Genomic DNA, 21849 nt, shown 5'->3' on the forward strand with positions numbered 1-21849 from the left:
ATTGTATTCTGAAACTGCATAAAACCAAACCCTATCCCTGAACAACAGTAAAACTAAGATTAACAGGACTTTGCACATTGTTGTTCCTTCTTATACTACCACATACTGAAAATTGTCCTTTCTTAAAACGGATATTTATACCTGATTTGATAAAAATGACGGGTATAAATACCTGTTTTTAGGACTATACCAATGGTCTTTTGTAGTTTGTTGAGTTGCTTTTTTTATTATTGTATTGTATTAAATAATGCACTATTTAGCGAGCCTGCGAAAAGTGGCAATTATTATTTATAAACACTAAATAAAAATAACTATGAAGACTAAAAACTTATTAATCGCTACAGTTTTATGTGCGATTACCATGACTGCTTGTACAAAGTCAGAAAATAATACTATAAAGGAAGGCCCCGTACCGCTCAGCGATTTGCTAATACCAAAAGACAGTGCCATTGCTGATATTGATTCTTATGATTTATTATGCCGTAAGACACTTGGTGATGTGCCTATTAGAGCTTACACAATTAGGTCTCAAGAATTATTAGTTGCCATGGGTCTAGACTCAGCATTACTTAACAAAGCCACTTATAAAAATATTCGTGTTTATTTAGCTTATCAACCAAAGGCGCAAAATGGAATTACAGGAAGTTTTAAATTATTTGTAGTACCAGTAGAAGGAGCCAATTTAGATGTTACTCCTGCTATCGGTGGGAAAGATGTTATGCTTGATAAAAATGGACATGGAATTAAACCCGGGGACTTAGCAGGTTACCCGAATAGTGACCAATATATGTTGGATTTAAACACCCCTTGCCCTAATACGTGTGCAACAAATGAAGACCTTTTAACTAAGAAAAAGCTGTAATAGAGGATGAATATAGCCAAGACGATACTTATGTTGTCGGATTTACCGATACTCCTAACACTACTGTATACTGTTGCTTGTTTTAATGAATTGAAAAAAGAATTACGTGTATTTTCGTATTTTATCATTTTTTCAAGCTTTATACAGTTGTTGTCTTTGGCATTTTGGCTATATCGTATGAACAATATGCCTTTATTACATATATACGTTCCAGTAGGTTTTATTTTGCAAGCTTGGTTTTATCGGACAATCTTAGGTGATTTTATTAATAAGAGAATAATATGGTGTATGACCATATTATTCTCTATCTTTAGTATCATCAATTCGCTAGCCTTACAGAATATTTACACCTTCAATTCTAATGCATTAACAATTGAATCTATCCTGATTATAATCCTTACGCTATTTTCATTTATGGTTTTTTTAAACGATATCGTTAAACAAAATGCTTATAATGATATTATCAGCTTGAACTGGATTAACTCTGGATTATTCATTTATCATACATCCAATTTGTTGATATTTTATTTTGGGGCTACTATTGTAAGTAAATTTTCGGTAGATACTAATCTTTATACGTGGATATTGCATGCGTTTTTCTCTTTTATAATGTACGGTTGTTTTTTTATTAGCCTATGGAAGCGGTCACGCAATTGAACATTGTAGAAACCATATTACCTATGACTATTATAGTTTTTATAATAGCCATAGGTGTTGTGCTTTTAAATCAACACTTTCATAAAAACCTATTTGAGCAAAAGCTCAAGCAGGAATCCTTAAAAATACTCTATCAGAATGAGTTGCTCCGTTCTAGTATCCATATTCAAGAAGAAGAGCGTAAAAGAATTGCTCAAGATTTACACGACGAACTTGGTGCTGTGCTGTCTATTATGCGGATGCATTTAATAGTGATAGAACAACAAATTGTGGAAGACGATACCAAAACGCGTGCAGGTATTGAGAACGTTCGTCAGCTTTCAGAATCCGCTCTTAGTAGTATACGTAGTATCAGCCATCAATTAATGCCACCTCAATTGGAGAAATTTGGATTAATAAAAACCTTAGAAGCTGTTACTGACCAAATTAATAAAACTGGGAAAATACATATTCGTTTGACTGCGCTGTGCGATATGCCTATTGTCACATGGGTTATTAGTTTAGGCTATTATCGAATTATCATGGAATTAATCAACAACACCATCAAGCATGCCAATGCTACGGTGATTGATTTAAACATTGTGTGTAATGCTTTTGATATACAGTGTAAATACACTGACGATGGGTGTGGAATAAACATTGAAAATGGCTCTGATGGATTAGGACTTAAAAGTATAGAAGGTAGGGTATCCGCCCTTAATGGGATTTTTAAGTGGGGTAATAATGAAAATGAGAAAGGTTTTTATGCCTTTATTGAAATACCAATTGATAATAGTGTAAATCCTTTATAATTATTATTATTCTACAGATTTTACTATAGCATCACCACCTAAACAATCGTTTAATAATGGAAAACAAAATAAAAGTAGGCTTGGTAGAAGACCAGCTACTTTTCAGAGAAGGAATGAAAGGCATATTAAATTATGCTGCCAATAATAAATTTGAAGTAGTGTTTGAATCTGGAGATGGCTATTCGGTCATTGATAAATTAAATAAGGCCAAAACTATTCCAGATGTAATGTTAGTAGATATTTCACTTCCACCTCGGCCCGACAACAGGGGATTTAATGGGTTGGATGTAACGAATGCACTGTTAGCCTCTTTTCCCCAAGTACGTATCCTTATTCTTTCAGTGCATGAAGATGAAAATTTTATAACCGATTTAATTGAACATGGTGCACATGGCTATTTAGTAAAAGATAGCGATCCCCAAGAAGTATTTGATGCTATTCAATCGGTTCATTCCAAGGGGTCTTATATTAACGAGCGTACTTTGAAGGCAATTCAAGGCAGAATAGGCAAAAAAGTAAAGGCTAAAAAAATGAATATTGTCATCACTAAAAGAGAGGAGGAAATATTACAGCTTGTCTGTCAACAATATACAGCCGAAGAAATAGCCGAGAAACTCTATATTAGTGTAAAGACTGTCAATGGACATAGAAATAATCTATTACAAAAAACAGGTTCCAGAAATGTTACGGGTTTGGTGTTATATGCTATCAAAAACAGCATAGTTTCATTGATTTAAAGGATAGGTTATATCATACAAAAGCTCTGCTAAGAATAAATCTTAACAGAGCTTTTATCATTATCAGTGTTATTACAGTGCTAAAGCTGTTCTTTGAATAAAGGCTGTTAAATCACCCCCAGTAAGCATATTTTGTGACAACAAAGCCAAATCATACACTTGTTTCGCTAATTTTTTCTGCTCTTCTACATCCGAAGTTTGAAGAATTTTAGCAACCGAAGCATGGTTTGCATTGATAGAAACAATATAATTGTTTGGCATTGAGCCGAACATATTCATGCCTCCACCACCAGCACGAGACATATCGCTCATTCTGCGCATGAATTCGTTTTGCGTAATTACGGCAGGTAGTTCATCAACTGGCATTGCTTCTAAAGCAACAACTTTGTTTTTATCGTTGATTACTTCTTCAAAAATCTTTTTCACTGATTCTTTCTCTGTTTCAGAAAGTACCACATCAACCGCAACACCTTTGTCGATAAGTTTCTCGATTGTATCAGCATCTACTCTTTTTAGGCTAGTTTTTACCAATTTAGTTTCTAACTGATTGATAAAGTGACTATCTAATACTGAATCTAGTTTCAATACATCATACCCACGTTTTTTGGCAGATTGGATAAAACTATCCTGAGCATTTACATCGCTTGTGTACAAGTAAATTACATCATCGTTTTTATCTTTCTGATTTTCTTGAGCAAATTCTGCGTATTCATTCAGGGTGAAATGTTTACCATCAACGTTTTGAACTAAACAGTAATCTTTCGCACGGTCATAGAATTTCTCGTCTGAAATCATACCGTATTTTACGAACAGACCAATGTTATCAAATTTCTGTTCGAAATCTGCACGGTCAGTTTTGAATAACTCCGATAATTTATCAGCTACTTTTTTAGTAATATGCGAGTTGATTTTCTTAACATTACTATCGGCCTGTAAGAAACTACGCGAAACATTCAAAGGAATATCTGGTGAATCGATAACACCATGCAATAACATCAAGAACTCTGGTACAACATCTTTTACTTCGTCAGTAATAAATACCTGACGGCTGTATAATTGAATCTTTTCACGTTGTAGCTGTAATTCATTTTTCACTTTCGGGAAGTATAAAATCCCCGTCAGGTTAAATGGATAGTCAACATTTAAGTGAATCCAGAACAAAGGTTTTTCAGCAAAAGGATATAATTCTTCGTAGAATTTAAGGTAATCTTCATCGCTTAATTCAGATGGAGATTTTGTCCAGATTGGCGAAGGATTATTGATAATTTTCTCTTGAAATTCAATTTCAATCGGCAAGAATTTACAGTATTTATCAAGAATTTGTTTCAACTTAAATTCTTCTAAAAACTCTAGAGAGTCTTCGGCTACATGTAAAATAATATCAGTACCACGAGCCTCGCGAGTAGCCTCTGAAATTTCAAATTCAGTAGAACCATCACATGTCCATTTTACGGCTTCAGAACCTTCTTGATATGATTTTGAAATAATATCAACTCTTTCAGCTACCATAAAAGCAGAATAGAAACCTAAACCGAAATGCCCGATAATGGCTTTTTCGTCTCCTTTATCTTTATATTTTTCTACAAACTCGGTAGCACCCGAGAAAGCAATTTGATTAATATATTTCTTAATTTCCTCAGCCGTCATCCCCAAACCAGCATCTGAAATGGTGATGGTTTTTGCCTCTTTATCGAAAGAAACCGTAACTTTCAATTCACCTAACTCACCTGAATATTCACCAATTGAAGCTAATCTTTTAATTTTCTGCGAAGCATCAACAGCATTTGACACTAACTCACGAAGGAAAATTTCATGGTCAGAATAAAGGAATTTTTTAATAATCGGGAAAATGTTCTCGGTATGAATCGAGATATTACCTTTTTCTTGCATAGTCATTTTGTCATTTTTTAGCTTAAAACATTTTAAACTCTAATAAAATGAATATTTACAAATACAGTTCCAAGGCAATACAAAATGTCAAATTGGCAGGATAAACTGATAATTAGTGACCTCAAAAATGTTTTTTCTACCGATATTAGTGAGGGTAGCCACGTCAATGGCTTTTTTAAAAACTTCTTGTAAAATGTTTTTACTACGCTAAAAATCTTTTTTCTTTAAAATAGGTATAAATACGCATTTTAAATTTAATAAAAAGTCTTCATATTTGTAAAACAATCTAACTATGTGCACTAACATACTCCAGACCTCATGGCTTAATGGCTATGAGGTTTTGTCTTCTTGCTACTACTGCTCCTAATCACCTTACACCGAATCTTTATTAAGTTTAAAATCAGATTTCCTACAGAAACATTTAATAACTTGTGAGTCAATCAACACTGGAAAAATGAAAATTTTACTTATTGAAGATGAACCTTCACTGTTGGCATCGATGCAATCTTTTTTAGAACAAGACGGCAATATCGTTTCGTCGGTTGCTACATTTCACAAAGCCATTGAGAAAGTAAATGATTACGATTATGACTGCTTAGTAATAGATATTACTTTGCCTGACGGAAACGGGTTAGAGATTATTCGTGAATTAAAGAAACGTAATACCTCGGCAGGTATCATCATCGTGTCTGCTAAAAATTCGTTGGAGGATAGATTAACGGGGCTCGATTTGGGAGCAGACGATTATTTAACGAAGCCTTTTCATTTATCTGAACTGAATGCCAGAATTAAATCAGTGTTGAGGAGGAGATTATTTGATGGAAAAACGAAAGTAGTTTTTGATGTGATTAGTATTTCCCCAGATAACCAACAAGTAAGTGTTAAAGATGAAATAGTAGAGCTGACGGGCAAGGAATATGAACTGTTACTATTCTTTATTTCAAACAAGAATAGAATACTTTCGAAGTCTGTGATTGCCGAACATCTTTGGGGAGATTCTATGGATTTGGCCGATTCGCACGATTTTATTTATACCCACATCAAAAATCTTCGTAAGAAACTTATCGAGAAGGGCTGTCCAGATTATGTAAAAACTAGATATGGCGCAGGTTATATTTTTTCAGAAAAATTATGAAATTACTCCTTAAAACAGCACTCTATTTAAGTTTAGCATCCTTGCCGATTGCCATTTTCGGTGTGCTGATGCTCAATTGGTTTATTCATAAATCTACCTTACACGAAATAGATGAATTATTGATTTCGCATTTTAAAGTAGTTCAAAAAAGGCTTAATGAATTCCCACCTAGTCAGTTCAATCTACTGACGATTGATGATAATCCTCACCTAGCAATCATTCCAGCATCTATCAACATACAACCTTATTTGATGGACTCTACCGAAATAGATTTACGCGAAAATCATAAAACAGCCATCAGGGTTTTGAAAGGGAGTGTTGTCACGCCAAAACATAACTTTTTAGTTACTTTGAAACAGCCCTATGAAGAATTTGAAGAAATTGCGGCAAAATTATCAGTTGGCGTTGGACTATGTTTTTTAGGGTTATTATTGCTAATGTTGCTCCTGAACTTTATGGTATATCGTCAATTATGGAAGCCGTTTAATGGCATTATCGACAAATTAAGGGTATATCAAATTAATAAACAGTCTGAAACTTTCTTTCAGCCCGAAGCTACAGAGGAATTTAATTTACTAAGCCAGACGCTACAATTAATGATAGAGCGTATCGGTAAACAATTCCGTTTGCAAAAGCAGTTTACTGAAAATGCCTCTCACGAAATTCAAACGCCCATTGCAGTTATTTCTTTAGAGCTAGAAACCCTTTTGCAGTCAGATAATTTACCCGAAAAAGAAATTTTACATATTCAAAAATCTACCGAAGCACTTCAAAAGATTTCACAATTGAATAAATCTTTGTTATTGCTCACCAAGATAGAAAACAATCAGTTTTCAGAGGCAGTAGCAGTAGACATGAGCGTGTTAGTAAAAGGCCTCTTGAACACTTATCAGGCTTTTGCTGAACATCGGGGGATTGTCATCAAGAAGGAAATTCAGGATAATCAATATTTATTGATAAACCCGTATTTAGCAGAAATTTTGGTTGGTAATCTATTGAAAAATGCGATTCGATACAACCAAAAACAAGGAGAGATTAACTGTATTTTACACCAAAATCAACTTATTATCAAAAACAAAGGAGAAGCCTTGCCTTTTCCTGTTGAGCAACTCTTTCTCCGTTTTGTAAAACACCCTAATCATCCAGAAGCTACAGGTTTAGGACTAGCCATTGTGCATCAGATAGCAGAATACTACGGTTTGAAGCTTTCTTATCAATTTAATGAACCTGAAAACGAACATATTTTTGAAGTGAAATGGTAATGAAGTTGCTGTCTTCAAATTTCCTCCAAATTCATGTCATAGGTTTGTTCAAAAAATGGATTCAAATGAAACAAAAACTTTTATTCCTAGCCTTGTTGATGATGTTCACTTCAACAATTTTTGCACAAAATCTAAGTATTAACTTTAAACTAGAGGATTCTACAAATCATGAAGTCCTTATCGGAGCAAGTGTTCGCTTGCTAAACACAAAAAAAGCAATTGGTGGTTCGGCCGATGTCAATGGTTTGGTAACATTAAAAAATCTTCCCACTGGCAAACAGCTTTTTGAAGCTAGTTTTATTGGGTATGAAAAAAAGCAGATTGAAATTACGTTGCCTCTTTCTGAAGATAAACAACCCTTTGTTATCGCCCTTTCACCCTCAAAAGAAGATTTGGAAGAAGTGACCGTTACGGCTACTAGAACCAATTCACGCATTGAAGATTTACCTATAAAAGTAGAGGTGCTTGGTCAAGAAGATATGGATGAAGAAAGTGCGGTAGTACCAGGGAATGTCGCTAGTATTCTCGGGGATATTTCTATTATTCATATCCAAAAAACTTCGCCTACCAATGGAAATCAAGCCATTAGAATGCAAGGTTTAGATTCAAAATATACACAGATTTTACGCGACGGCATACCGCTTTTTGAAGGCTTTTCGGGTAATTTAGGCGTTTTGCAAATTCCACCTTTAGATTTACGACAAGTGGAAGTAGTAAAAGGCTCAGTGTCTACACTTTATGGCGGAGGGGCAATAGGAGGAATGATTAATATTGTTTCAAAAACACCTACCTCTGAAACTCCAGAATTTACAGGTGTTTTAAATAGAAGTAACTTAAAAGAGACTAACCTGAATACTTATTATGCCCAGAAACTTGGAAAATTTGGTATGACGCTTTTCGCAGGTGTCACTGATCAAAAGGCGGTAGATGTAAACAATGATGGTTTTTCTGATAGTCCTTTAATAAAGCAGTTTTCTTTTCACCCACGCTTTTTTTATACCATTTCAGATAAAAGCAAAGTAAATGTAGGTTATTCTTTTATCACTGAAAAAAGGGCTGGGGGCGTTGTGGAGGCTGTAAACCAAGAAAATAACACAGGTCCGCTTTTTGTTTCTGCCAACGATTTTCAACGCCATACTGTTGACTATAATTTTAATCACGCTTTTTCAGACGATAATACTTTAACCATCAAAGGGGCTATTAGTAAGTTTAATAGAAACTTTACTGAACAAAGTAAATTCTTCAAGGCTAACCAAACGTCATCATATACCGAAATCTCTGACTATTTGATTGCAGGTAAACATAAGGTAGTTTTAGGAGGAAACTTTACATTAGAAAATTTTAATAAACCTCAACTTGATAGTACTCAATTAGTAAGTTATCAATATAATACTTTTGGTTTTTTTGCTCAGGACGATTGGCAGTTATTCCCCAAACTTTCATTACAAACAGGTTTGCGGGTAGATAAGCATAATGTTTTTGGCACGTTTGTGTTGCCTCGTATTTCATTGATGACCAAGCCTTCTGAGCATTTTACCGTTCGTTGGAGTGTCGGAACGGGGTATAAAACACCTAATGTGTTTGCTAACCAAACGCCAGCGAACAGTGTTACTAGTGTAAACTACTGGAACCTTAGTCCTTTAGATATTGGGATAAAACCAGAACATTCTGTGGGAAGTAATATAGATGTAGCATATTCTACGCACATTGGGGAAAAATTTTCAATACAATTAGACCAAGCCTTTTATTATACCAATATTACGAATCCAGTCATTGCAGAGGCTTCAATTGGTAGTAATAATAGAACTCGCTTGACCAATGCAAATTATGATATTAACAGCATTGGTACAGATACCTATTTGCGATTAGAATATGATGCCATTGAATTTTATTTAGGGTATAATCATACCATTGCCAAACGTTCAGGCTCAGGAGAATCGGCTTATTTGCCTTTCAGTCCGCAAGATAAATTTTCGTTAACATTAGCGTATACGGTAGAAAATAAATGGCGTTTTGGAATAGAAAGTAGTTTTGTAGGTAGCCAATATTTATACGATAATCAACGAGTGAAAGATTATTCATTTTGGGCAGCGGCCATTGAGCGTAAATTTGGAGACCACCTAAGTTTGATATTAAATGCTGAAAATGTATTGAACATCAAACAGTCTGATTACGAGAGCGTTGTGTCAGGAACACCTCAAAATCCATCATTCAAGCCAATTTGGGCACCCCAAGAAGGAGCAATCGTTAATTTGGCGCTGAAGTATAAATTGTAAGTTTAGACATTTAAAAAAACAAAAAACGCCATAAGATTCTTTATGGCGTTTCCAATTCACTTAAACTCTACATCTATGAAAAAACTCTCATATTCTTCCTAAAGCTCGCTCAATCATCTTAGCGAGGTCATTAATTTTTTTACATTTACCTAGCTCTCCATCAGCCAATTGTACTTGATATTCATTTTCAACAATCATTACCATTTCTAGAAATTCCATTTGATTCAAATCTAAATCTTCATAGATTCTAGTGTAGGGCTTTACCCTATGCGGTTTCACATAAAACGTTTTTGTTAAAAAACCTTGAATGGTGGTTAAGACTGAAGTATTCATAATGAAAAGAGTTAGTATGAGAAAATAAGCTTTTGATATTTTACTGTGTTACATCTTGTACATAGCACACGTTTCTAAGCTTTCAAGAAACAGTCGGGGCATTAGCCCCAACCGTTTATGTAAAACCAAATTTGTGTTGCTATTTTTTATTTCTTCCGAATTGGTACGATAAGCCCAAAGCAATATTAGCGTTCCCATTCGAGCCTTCTGTTTGAAAAGGCATTTGATAATTTGCTTCTAGCGTTCCAATCAGTCGGCGTGCTATCACATAGTTGAGGCCTGTTCTTACCAAACCAAAACCTTCCGCATGATGTCTTCTTTGATTATTATCGAAATCAAATGCAGGCATTGCTCCAGAGAATCGGCGATTATACCTACCAAAACCATTGCCACCAATACCTACTCCAAGTCCAACGTAAGGTTGTAAACGTTTGCTTTTGAAGGGCATCCAATTCAATCCTAAAGACGTTTGTACTTCTGGGAAATCGTTGCCTCTGCTTGCATTATCTTGAAATTGCCCAATGATTGAAAAACGATTTGAAATACCATATTCCACTCTTAATCCTAGTGTTCCACCTACAGAATTTCGTCCACCATCAAATGAAAATATACTTCCACCGATTACACCAAGCCTTAAAAAAGCTGGTTTTAATATATTAAAAGGTTTTTTAGTAGTATCGCTTGATACTTTTTTTACGACTACTGTGCCAAAAATCGGCTCGTTAGGGGTAGTATTCTGAGCATTGGTTTTAAAAACAGCAGTCAGAATGAACATCAGCATCAGTACTTTAATTGAATTATTCTTCATTTTTTTACTATAAACAAATAGTGGTTATTTTTTGACAAAAAGATATACACCCCGACTTTTTAAAGAAAAATCAGGCACGGAAACTTATAATATGTGAAACGCTAAACCTTAATTACCAAACCTATAAAATAATCCAAGCCTAGCACCTAAAGTAGCCGGAGCATTTAAAGGGTTAGGGTTTTTTAATGCTTGGGTCTGATAATTTATTTCTGCACTGGCTACTAAATGTTTTGAAAATTGATACGTTGCCCCAACGTTGCCCCCTAACAAATTGGCAATGGATGCTTGTTTGTTAGAGGTACTTTGATTGTTCGTTGGGTCTTCATAATAGTAATTGATATTATATTGATTAGGTATTTGAATGCTCCAGTTTACTCCAAAATATGGTTTGAAGTTTTGATTAAATAATAAATTGTATCGTAGCCCCAACCCAACTTGATAAGCACAAAATTGAGGTACATCAACTTTTTTTAATGGCTTTTTGCCACCACCACCACCGCCTCCGCCTATTCCAAAGCCCCCGTCAAAAGACCCGAAGCCCTCTTCTCGGTGGTTCTCGAAAAAGAGATCGTTTTTCTGTAAATCAATCACTACCCCCCAACGTTCTAAGCCTTTGCTATTATGATAACCCAGAACGGTTCTTATCCCTATTTGAGTACCTCCTCCGCGTTCTAAAAAATCACCACTTGGCATTTGAATACCACCCAACGCACCAATTGAGACCGACTTTGGAATAATCGAGAAATGATTTTCCATCACTAATGAATCTTCCTCCATTGCTACTGATTTAAAAGATTCAATCAAGTTTTTTTTGTCGAGAGACGAAGTAGCTAAAATCGGGCTTTTAAAATTTAATTTATTCATACCCATATACTTTTCTCTTTCTATAATAGATTGTTCTCCAGTAGTTTTATTATCATATTTTTCGAAGTAAGCTTTGTCTTGGTTATTGGTAAATTTTTCACTCGTACTGGGTACTTGTACAATTGTTTTAGTGACGAATACTTTTTGATAAATCGTATCATAAACAATTGTTTTTTGGATAATAGTATCAGGTTTGCTAGAATACTTTGAATGTACTTCTACTAACCTATTTTCCAATTCTTTTACTTTTTGTTGGGTTTGGTTTAAGTAATGATACAACACTGCCGAAACGCCAAACATAATAGTGGCTATTGATGGTATCGCCCACATCAGTCGGGTCAGTTTCCGTTTTAAATCGTTTCTTTCCAAACGTCCTTCCATTTCCCGCCAATCACTCCCCGCAAAATTGGGAAGCTGCGAACCAAACAGTCGGTCAAAATCTTGTTCATCCATGATTTCAGTGCTTTATTAACCAAAGATAATTATCGTTTTACAGACGGCTTTTTCATCCATTGTTAATCAATAATTAGTGTGTACATATTAAAAATTATTAGTTAAAATCAGTTCTTGTAATTTTTTTCTAGCCTTATGAAGGTTAGAGAGCGAAGTGCCAATTGAAATATTCAGCATTTCGGCTATTTCTTTGTGTTCATATCCTTCAATAACGTGTAGATTAAATACAGTTCTATAAGCAGGAGGTAGTTGCTGAATGAGTGTAGCAATTTCTTCCACCGAAAACTTTCCAAATAAATCCATTTCCATCCCCATTTCCGATGCTTCAACCAGCTCGGCCGTAGGTATTTCTTGATGCGATTTACGAAGATGGTTAATACATGTATTTACCAAAATTCTTTTGAACCAACTCACGAAAGGGTAATCGGGTTTATATTGATCTATATTGGTAAATACTTTCATAAAACCATCATTTAATAATTCTCTAGATGTATCAAGGTCTGCTACATAACGAATACAAACTGATAAGCCATACCTATAAAAGCCTTCATAAAGCTCTCGCTGTGCGTTTCGATCATTCTTTCGGCACTGTTTTAGTATATGTAGTAGTTGTTCTGTCCTCATCTGTAAAAGAATACACCAATTGTTTCCTTCATATTGCTTTGGATGAAAAAATAATTAAAAATATTTTTTTTCATCTAAACAGTACCTATTATTCAATAGTTTATTCAATAACCACTTCAAATAAATTCATCATTTCTCACGGAAAAGTAAACACAGAATTACGTTTAGATACTGCTAATAAAAAATTATTGCTAAAAAAAACTATTCAAACAGTTTTATAAATAAAAAGGGTGCTAAATTTATGAATTTAAACATCCTATTCAATAATTAAAAATAGTTGCTATTTTTTAATTATTTGGCACAATTTTGGATGCTTTTAAAGGGGATATTCATTTCTAAAATGAAAAAACAAACCTATTTGTCTCTTTTTATAGCACTACTAATAGTTTTTTTTGAATACAAGTAATTTGTTTAGTGTAGGGTATGCCTATAACTAAACAATAAATAACAACTTGATGCCTCATCATTTAGCAGCATTAAATGAAGCACAAGGATTGAAATGAGCTACCATATATACTAATTCAATTTGATTGGGACCTAAATTGTTCAAAACGTATTCCAGCATACAAATGGACAATCTACTAACTGTACAAATAATGACTCAAATTTTTTACCAAAGCAACTCGGTTTATAAAAGTAAAAAACTAATGCAAACAAGTTTGTTTAATTGGTTTAATAACTACCCTTCGAAAGTAGTTGCCAAAAATCGTGCATTAAAAAACGACTTTAATTTTTCAAAATCGTTTTTTGCTATGTTATCATTGTTAACTAGTTCTAGTACACAAAACAACCGCCATGCAATGGCTGTTTGTCGTGCTTTTATTGGGATAATATTTCTATCATTCACTTCATCATTTAATACTGTTGCTGCTTTGCCCGATTTATCAGTAAGCACAACCATCAGTAATCAAAGTCCCGTTGTTGGTGCTGATATCATTTATACTATTAAGGTTAAGAACATCAATCCAGATAAAGCTACTGGAGTAGAATTAACCAATACGCTACCAGCAGGAGTTACTTTCAAATCATTTAATGTTAATGGAGTTGGTACTGCCACTACGACAACAGCTAGTGGTGTAACGTCTGTAGTATGGAATGTAGGCGAAGTGGCAGGAAGTACTGAACTTACGATGATAGTAGTAGCTACTGTTACTAAACGAGGCTTTTGGTATAATATCGCAGAGATTACAAAAGAAACAGAGCAAGATACCGACTCAACACCTAGTAATCATTTGATTTTAGAAGATGATCAAGATGGCACTTGCTTTTCTATAGAAGAGTTTTTTTATACTGGAGACGAACATGTAACACAAATACCAACAGGCTTTACCAATATTGTTTGGACTAAAAAAGTAGGAGCAACTGGTACGCCAGTAATTGTTACAAGTACTACTCCTGATGTCACACTTTTAGCAGATGGTAACATTAGAATAACAAATGTTACCGATTATACAGAATATGCTTTTACAGCAACCAATGGGCGTTGTCCAGTAAATGGTTGTTGTGCTTTTAAATTTACACCAGGCTTGTTTGGTTCTATTGGTAGTATCGTTTGGAATGATGTCGACGGAAATAGTATTAAAAATACAAGTGAAACAGGAATAAATGGTATTACAGTAGAATTATACGATGCTACAGACAATACCTTATTGGCAACTGATGTTACTGCTAATGGAGGAAAATATTTGTTTAGTAATTTAATGTCGGGTTCTTACAAAGTTAAATTCATTTTACCGACAGGAAGAAGCTTTGTAACACCAAATGCCCCAGGCAGTAACTCAACAAACGATTCTGATGCTGGCGTAGGTGGTTTTAGTAATACTATCGCAATTGATGTGACAAAACCAGCTGGCGATGTTGGCAGAGATAATTTAACAATTGATGCTGGTATTGTTGCTAACTGTATTATTGGGACAGGGACATTAACAACAACAACTCCTAGCATCTGTTTACCAGCGGCTGGTGGACAAGTAGTACTTGCTGCTTCTACAGGAGTATCACCTGTAGCGCCTGCTGGTTTCTCCGTAAACTATATCCTTACAAAAGGCTCTACTAATACTATCCAACAGATTAGTAACACACCATCATTTTCTGTGGCGCTTCCTGATGCTTACAAAATCTTTACGTTAGTATATAATGCTAATTCAAGCAGTAGTAACTATTTGAATTTGTCAAATATAATTTTTGGGGTTACTAAAGCAAGCGATTTAGCAACTACGATAAATACTAGTAGTACCATATGTGCTCAATTAGATGCAACGGGTGTTAGCTTCAATGTTAATACAACTCCTGCTGCTCCTTTTATTTTGGGTACTACTATTTGTTCAGGTGGAACTGTAACCTTAGGAACACCAGGCGTAACCGACCCAGTTTTTCAATGGTTTACTTCTGCTACTGCAACCACTCCTTTTGCAACGACTTCATCAATAACAGTATCGCCTTCGGTTACAACTACTTATTTTTTAAGTATTGTTAATAGTTCAGCAACTGCTTGTCCTAGTGAAAAAGCATCTGTGACGGTAGCTGTTAATCCTAAGCCAGCTACTCCAACAGTACGTGCAACGCTTACTAATAATTGTGCCATCAATGCTACAAGCGTAAACTTAGCCGACGCTATTACTAGTACAGTATCAACAGGCGGAACTTTTGAATGGCATACTGCTAATTCTACGACTTCACCTGTTATTTCAAATCCTACAGCGATAGGGGCAGGGTCGTATTTCCTTTTCGAGAAATCAAGTAATGGTTGTTATAGCGACGGAGCTATGGTGGTTGTAAATATTACGACTTGTCAATGTACCAATCCACCCGCTGTTAGCTTAACTGCTCTTTTACCAATTTGCGGAGGAACGTCAACGCCAGTACAATTGAATGCAATATTAAGCGGAGGAGCAACGAGTGGGGTATGGACTACAGATGGAACAGGTACTTTTGATAATGCCGCTAGCCTTACTGCAAAATATACACCATCAGCTGCGGATGTGATTGATGGTTCTATCATATTGAGTTTTAAAACCAATGACCCTGATGGAGCTATTCCGCTTTGTAATGCAGCATTGGCAAATACAATTTTAACGATTAAGGCAAAACCTGCTGCACCTGTTAATTTAAAGAGCGATACCCTTATTTGTTTAGGTAGCTCAACCAAATTATTTGCTGTGAGTGCTGGCAATACGATTAAATGGTATAGTTCAGCGACAAGCACTACACCAATTGGCATTGGTTCAGACTTAGGATTTTCTGTAACGCCAACGATTGAAGGAACTGTAACTTATTTTGCTGAAGCAACTAGTGCTGAAGGCTGTGTGAGTGACCGTACCTCCATTTCATTTAAAGTATCAAAATGTTTCACAGATTTGGCGGTAGTAAAAACCGTAATCTCATCACCAGATGCTAGAACATCGCCTTCTTATTTATTAGGGCAAGAAATTTCATATACTATTGACGCAAGAAATATTGGGAATATTAATGCTGATAATGTAACATTAACAGATATTTTACCACAAGGAGCCACTTTTGTGAGCGCCATTCCTGCGGGTCAATATAACAGTAGTACTGGAGTTTGGAATGTGGGTAGCTTATCAGAGGGGTCGAATAAAATACTTTTAATAAATGTAAAACTTAGCAAAATAGGGGCAGTAGTTAACACGGCAACAATCACTGGAACAAATGATGACCCAAGTAAATTGGCTAATAATACATCATCAGTCACAGTAAACGTAGTAGAAAGAGCTGATTTAAGTTTGGCCAAATCGGTTTCAAATTCAATACCGCATGTTGGCGATACGCTCACGTATTCATTAAATGTAAACAATGCGGGCCCTAATACTGCTACTAATGTTGAAGTGAAAGATGCTTTGCCATCAGGATTGGCATTTTTATCAAGTAGCGATGTAACGCATAGTTCAGGAGTTGTTACAGGAGTAGTAGCAAGTATTGCGAGTGGTTCTTCTAAACAATTTTCTTTCAAAGTAAAGGTGCTATCAGCAGGGAATATTACAAACAGTGCTGAAATTACAAAATCAGATCAGCCAGACCCAGATTCAACACCGGGTAATGGAACCAATAATAATGAAGATGATAGAAGCACTGTCAGCATTACTGTCACAGAAGTATGTAACTTAACTGCACCAGTAATCACAGCAACAAACAGTGTTATCTGTCTGAACGGACAAACTACCTTAACAGCTACTGGCTGTACAGGTTCAACTATCGTGTGGAGTTCAGGGCAAACAAATGTGGCTTCAATAACAGTTAGCCCAACAGTCAGCAGAACATATACAGCTTATTGTCAAAAAGATGCTTGCCAAAGCCCTGCATCAAATGTAATGAGCATCACAGTAACGAATATTGCAGTACCAACTTTAATTGCTTCACAAAGTACTATTTGTTCGGGCGAATCATCGGTACTTACAGCTAGTGGTTGTAGCGGAGTAATAGAATGGCAAGTTGCAGGTTTACCAACAGGAAATACGTTAACGGTAACGCCTAGCTCTTCACAAACATTTACAGCCAAATGTAAAGCATCAAGTTGCGAAAGCGCATTAGCAGCTATCAACATTATCGTTACACAAAAACCGAATGCTCCTGATATTTTAGCGGAGAAAACAGAAATATGTCCTTCAGAATCCATTACATTAACTGCGTTAAATTGTAATGGAGCGATAAGATGGAATACAGGACAAACAACAACTACTATATTAGTAACACCGACTGTATCAACAAGCTATAGTGCTGTTTGTACTATCAATGGTTGTATTAGTAATGCTTCTGCCTCGAAAGTTATCAACGTAGTGCCTATTCCAGCACCAACAATACGTACCACAGCTGCCTCTGTTTGTCCAGGAGGCTCATTAACATTAACAGCGGATGGTTGTAATGGAACAGTCACTTGGTATTATGATGATAAAACTGCTACAGGAGCAAGCCTTACAGTGACACCGACTAAATCAACGTCTTATGCTGTTACTTGTAGTACTGCTTTTTGTACATCAATAAAATCAGTTCAAACGGTGATTACCGTTGAGAACCCAGCGATACCAGTCATTACTTCGGCAACTTCAAACATCTGTTTAGGAAGTGCAGTACAACTGACAGCGACTGGTTGTAGCGGTACGGTCAATTGGTCTGATGGCCAGAAAGGTGCAATAGTTTCGGTTTCTCCAACTGTTACAACAGCCTATACTGCTACTTGTAGTATCGGACTTTGTACAAGTGCTGCATCTTTAATCAGAACTATTACAGTTACATCAGCATCAGCACCAGTTATTACATCAGACAAAACAACTATCTGTTTGGGACAAGCCATTACTTTAAGTGCGACAGGTTGTGCTGGTACTATAAGATGGTCTGATGGAACAACGGGACTGCCTAAAGTTATTGTACCAACTGCTAACATAAAATATACTGCTACTTGCGAAAGCTCACCTTGTATTTCCCCACAATCTAATGAGTTATCGTTTATCGTAAATACTACTCCAAGTATTGTGAGTCCAGTTACGACCAACACGATTATTGCAACAGGAGCAACCGCTGACTTAACAAAACTAGTTACTAGTACGCCGCCAACAGGAACGACATTAGTATTTAAAACGACAAGTTCGCCAACGACGAATACAGTTTTAACACCGACAGCCGTTGGAATAGGTACTTATTATGCCTTCTATCAATCGGCTGATGGATGTTATTCAGCAGGAACTAGAATAATTGTATATGATCAAGCAACTGTAGCTGATGCAGATGTGGCAATTAAGATTGATGCTGATAGAACACTTGCAAAGCTGAATGAAAATATCAATTTCTTGATTTCGGTGACTAACAACGGACCAAGTACGGCAAGGAATATCATCATTACTAATCCTCTACCAGCTGGTTTAGAATTTGTTTCAAGTTCTAATGGATTAACCGTTTCGGGAGATAAAATCGTGATTAGCTTCGATTCCTTAATGAAAGATCAGGTAAGGACATTTGCTTATGTAGGCAAGATGAAAGGAACAGCAACAATTATCAACCCTGCTTCTGTTACTTCATTAAAAGACCCTAATCTTACAAATAATTCTTCTTCAGTAACGATTAATGGAGAAAATGCTGATTTGAGTTTAATAAAAACTGTATCAAATCTTACGCCGCATGTTGGTGATACGCTTACTTATACCTTAACTGTTAATAATGCTGGACCAAATACTGCAACCAACGTTGAAGTGAAGGATATAATACCAGCAGGGATGGTATTTGTATCAAGCACTAATACGACTCATACTTCTGGAGTTATTACAGGAACAAGTGTTAGTATTCCGAGTGGCTCATCACAGGTATTTACTTATAAAGTAAAAGTGCTTACAGCTGGTACATTTACTAGCGCTGCTGAAATTACAAAATCTGACCAACCTGACCCAGATTCGACGCCAGCAAATGGAACGAATAATAATGAAGATGATAAAAGTTCAGTAACGATTACGGTAACGGAATTATGTAACCTAGTAGCACCAGTTATTACATCAGATAAAACAACTATCTGTTTGGGACAAGCGATTACTTTAAGTGCAACAGGATGTGTAGGAACTATTAGATGGTCTGATGGAACAACGGGATTGCCTAAAATCATTGTGCCAAATGCTAATATAAAATATAGTGCTACTTGTGAAAGTCTATCTTGTATTTCACCACAATCAAATGAATTATCATTTGTAGTGAATACTACTTCAAATATAGTTACTCCAGTTACCATTAATAGTACCATTGCAGTAGGAGCAACCGCTGACTTAACAAAACTAGTTACTAGTACGGCACCAACAGGAACGACATTAGTATTTAAAACGACAAGTTCGCCAACGACGAATACAGTTTTAACACCAACGGCTGTAGGAATTGGTACTTATTATGCTTTCTATCAATCGACTGAGGGATGTTATTCAGCAGGAGCGAGAATTATTGTTGATAATGGCACTACAACTCCGAGTGCTGATGTAGCTATTACCATTGTTTCAGATAAAGCAACTGCAAAACTTAACGAAAATATCAATTTTACGATTTCAGTTAAAAACAATGGTCCGAATACAGCGAGGAATATCGTAATTAGCAACCCTTTCCCAGCTGGTATAGACTTAATTTTAATTCCTGCAGGATTAACAATATCGGGAGGCAAAATCGTAATTAACTTAGATTCATTAGAAAAAGATCAAACAAAAACGTTTACTTATGTAGCCAAAATGAAAGTAACAACCGCAGTGACAAACCCTGCTTCTGTTTCTTCATTTAATGATACTAATCCTGCTAATAATAATTCTTCTGTAACTGTTAATGGTGAAATCACAACGGTAGATTCATGTAGAGTAGGGCTGGCAATGGCAGTGACCAACACCGTATCGGTGTCGAGTGGTGTTTATAATGTTACTTATCAATTAATTGCTAAAAACTTCTGTAAAGACACACTTAAAAATGTAAGCCTAACCAATAATTTGGCTACTACTTTTAAAACTCCGACGTCGGCAATTATCATTAAAAAACCAACATTGGGAGCTGGCTCTAAATTAACTGTGAATAATAATTTTGGATTGTTAGATTCCAATATAGTTAATTCTGCTACAAGCTATATGCTTCCTGGGGCAGTAGATACAGTAACTTATATTGTTCAGGTTACAACCAATGGAGAGACTGGTCCATTTAATAGTCAGGCTCAGATAAGTGGTAAACGCCCTACCAATGAGGTGCTTACTGCGAAGTCTAGTAATGGTACAAATGTTAATGCCAATCCAAGTGTAACGCAGGTAACTTTAGGTAACTCTACTACCATAATTGGATTAGCGAAAGAATTGGTTAGTGCTGGTTTGAAAAGAGTTTCACAGAATGTTTGGACAGTTCCTTATAGAATCAAAGTAGTTAATATGGGAACAAATAATATTACCAGACTCAATGTAAGAGATAGCCTCGGTGTAGTTTTTGTGGCGAAAGGAGCAACGATAGTGACAAAACCAACCTTAACAACAACCAAGGCTGGTATAGCAATTAATCCAAACTATAATGGAATAGGTGCTAATAGTAATTTATTAGTGGATTCATTAAGTTCGCTTGCCAAAGGAGATTCAGCTATTATCAATTTAACGGTTACGATAAATGTAGCAGCGGCAACGGATTCTGTGTTTAACAACGTAGCGATAGGAACAGGACTTGGCTCTGATAATAAGTCATACACAGATGTTTCAACGAATGGAACTAATCCAGATGGAAACGGTGATTTGAATCCGTCAAATGATAATGTAGCAACACCAGTGGTGCTAACAAAAGGAGCTTCTAATGTAAAAGCATCGATTGGCGTTTCATTATCAGCAGTGACTGATACTAGTCCTCAATCAGATGGTTCATACAATGTTACGATGACATTAATTGCCAAAAACTATGGTAATGTACTCCTTAAAGATATTGCTCTAAGTAATGATTTGACAACAACAATTGGTAGCCAAGTAGCGGCTTGGTCTATTTTAGGAAGACCTACTTTAGTAAGAGGAGCAAATGCTGCATTAAATCTCAAATTTAATGGAAGATTAGACTCCTTACTTACCGTTGATTCTACTACAGCATTACTTCCTGGTGATAGTATCGTAATCCAGTACACCATTAATATTACCAAAAATGTATTAATAGATACGCTTCATACAAATGCATATGCTAAGGCAATGACTGAAGATAATCTTACTCAGGTAACGGACTCTTCTGTGAATGGAGAAAATCCTGATCCAAATAATGATGGAAACCCATTGGAGTCTTCGCCAACGCCAATTATCATACCAAATACCACGCCGCCTACAAAACCAGTATCTATTCCGCATGGTTTCTCACCGAATGGGGATGGAGTTAACGACACTTTTGTGATTGATGGTGTCAACTCAGATGAAAGGGCAGCTGTCGAAGTATATAATCGTTGGGGAAGTTTGGTTTATGTTTCTGAAGATTATAAAAATGATTGGGACGCAAGACCAAACACAGGCGTAAGTTTAATTGAGAAAGGGATGGGTTTACCATCGGGTACGTACTTCTATAAAGTAACAATATATAAAAGAGCAACAGGAGAAAAAGTAGCATTACCGGCGGGTGTAGAACCTGTGCGTTATATGACTATTTCTCGATAAATCATTCATTGTAGCCATTCGATAGAATGGCT

13 protein-coding genes are annotated in these 21849 nt (G+C 35.8%); 8 read left to right on the forward strand and 5 right to left on the reverse strand.

Annotated features, from left to right (window positions below; translation table 11 throughout):
• Positions 1-313 precede the first annotated feature (313 nt).
• From J2Y60_RS01545 to J2Y60_RS01560, 4 genes are read left to right on the forward strand one after another with little or no spacing between them, the layout of a single operon-like run.
• Positions 314-862, forward strand: a complete 549-nt coding sequence (locus J2Y60_RS01545) for a hypothetical protein (RefSeq protein ID WP_309912426.1) — start codon at positions 314-316, stop codon at positions 860-862.
• Positions 863-868: 6 nt separating this feature from the next.
• Complete coding sequence (locus tag J2Y60_RS01550; RefSeq protein ID WP_309994524.1) at positions 869-1519, forward strand: hypothetical protein; 651 nt, start codon at positions 869-871, stop codon at positions 1517-1519.
• A 23-nt stretch (positions 1520-1542) separates the two neighbouring features.
• Positions 1543-2310: a histidine kinase gene (locus J2Y60_RS01555; RefSeq protein ID WP_309912424.1), complete on the forward strand. Its 768-nt coding sequence runs from the start codon at positions 1543-1545 to the stop codon at positions 2308-2310.
• A gap of 56 nt (positions 2311-2366) precedes the next feature.
• Entirely contained in the window at positions 2367-3047 is a 681-nt protein-coding gene (locus tag J2Y60_RS01560; protein ID WP_309912422.1) for a response regulator transcription factor, read from the forward strand.
• Between the two features lie 72 nt (positions 3048-3119).
• Here J2Y60_RS01560 and htpG read toward each other — a convergent pair whose 3' ends face one another.
• Positions 3120-4937: a molecular chaperone HtpG gene (gene htpG, locus J2Y60_RS01565; protein WP_309913105.1), complete on the reverse strand. Its 1818-nt coding sequence runs from the start codon at positions 4935-4937 to the stop codon at positions 3120-3122.
• Between the two features lie 454 nt (positions 4938-5391).
• Between htpG and J2Y60_RS01570 the strand changes: the two genes are divergently transcribed.
• The 3 genes from J2Y60_RS01570 (at position 5392) to J2Y60_RS01580 (ending at position 9610) form a co-directional block, all read left to right on the forward strand.
• A complete protein-coding gene (locus J2Y60_RS01570) occupies positions 5392-6072 on the forward strand; it encodes a response regulator transcription factor (protein WP_309912420.1) in 681 nt (226 codons plus the stop codon).
• A complete protein-coding gene (locus J2Y60_RS01575) occupies positions 6069-7334 on the forward strand; it encodes a HAMP domain-containing sensor histidine kinase (RefSeq protein WP_309912418.1) in 1266 nt (421 codons plus the stop codon). Before J2Y60_RS01570 ends, J2Y60_RS01575 begins: the two co-directional genes overlap by 4 nt.
• Before the next feature lie 65 nt (positions 7335-7399).
• Positions 7400-9610, forward strand: a complete 2211-nt coding sequence (locus J2Y60_RS01580) for a TonB-dependent receptor domain-containing protein (RefSeq protein WP_309912416.1) — start codon at positions 7400-7402, stop codon at positions 9608-9610.
• An 87-nt stretch (positions 9611-9697) separates the two neighbouring features.
• On the opposite strand, the gene J2Y60_RS01585 is transcribed toward J2Y60_RS01580, so the two are convergent.
• The 4 genes from J2Y60_RS01585 to J2Y60_RS01600 form a co-directional block, all read right to left on the reverse strand.
• The gene (locus J2Y60_RS01585) at positions 9698-9943 is read right to left on the reverse strand and encodes an acyl carrier protein (protein WP_309912414.1); all 246 of its coding nucleotides are present in this window, start codon (positions 9941-9943) and stop codon (positions 9698-9700) included.
• Between the two features lie 139 nt (positions 9944-10082).
• Positions 10083-10751: a hypothetical protein gene (locus J2Y60_RS01590; protein ID WP_309912412.1), complete on the reverse strand. Its 669-nt coding sequence runs from the start codon at positions 10749-10751 to the stop codon at positions 10083-10085.
• A 108-nt stretch (positions 10752-10859) separates the two neighbouring features.
• On the reverse strand, positions 10860-12068 hold the full coding sequence (locus J2Y60_RS01595) for a hypothetical protein (protein WP_309912410.1): 1209 nt from the start codon (positions 12066-12068) through the stop codon (positions 10860-10862).
• A gap of 87 nt (positions 12069-12155) precedes the next feature.
• On the reverse strand, positions 12156-12692 hold the full coding sequence (locus J2Y60_RS01600) for an RNA polymerase sigma factor (RefSeq protein ID WP_309912408.1): 537 nt from the start codon (positions 12690-12692) through the stop codon (positions 12156-12158).
• A gap of 596 nt (positions 12693-13288) precedes the next feature.
• On the opposite strand from J2Y60_RS01600, the gene J2Y60_RS01605 reads away from it, so the two are divergent.
• Positions 13289-21817 carry an SdrD B-like domain-containing protein gene (locus J2Y60_RS01605; RefSeq protein ID WP_309994527.1) on the forward strand — a complete coding sequence of 2843 codons (8529 nt, stop codon included), beginning with the start codon at positions 13289-13291 and terminating at the stop codon, positions 21815-21817.
• Positions 21818-21849 lie beyond the last annotated feature (32 nt).

The organism is Arcicella sp. BE140 (assembly GCF_031456255.1).
Taxonomy (GTDB): Bacteria; Bacteroidota; Bacteroidia; order Cytophagales; family Spirosomataceae; genus Arcicella; species Arcicella aquatica.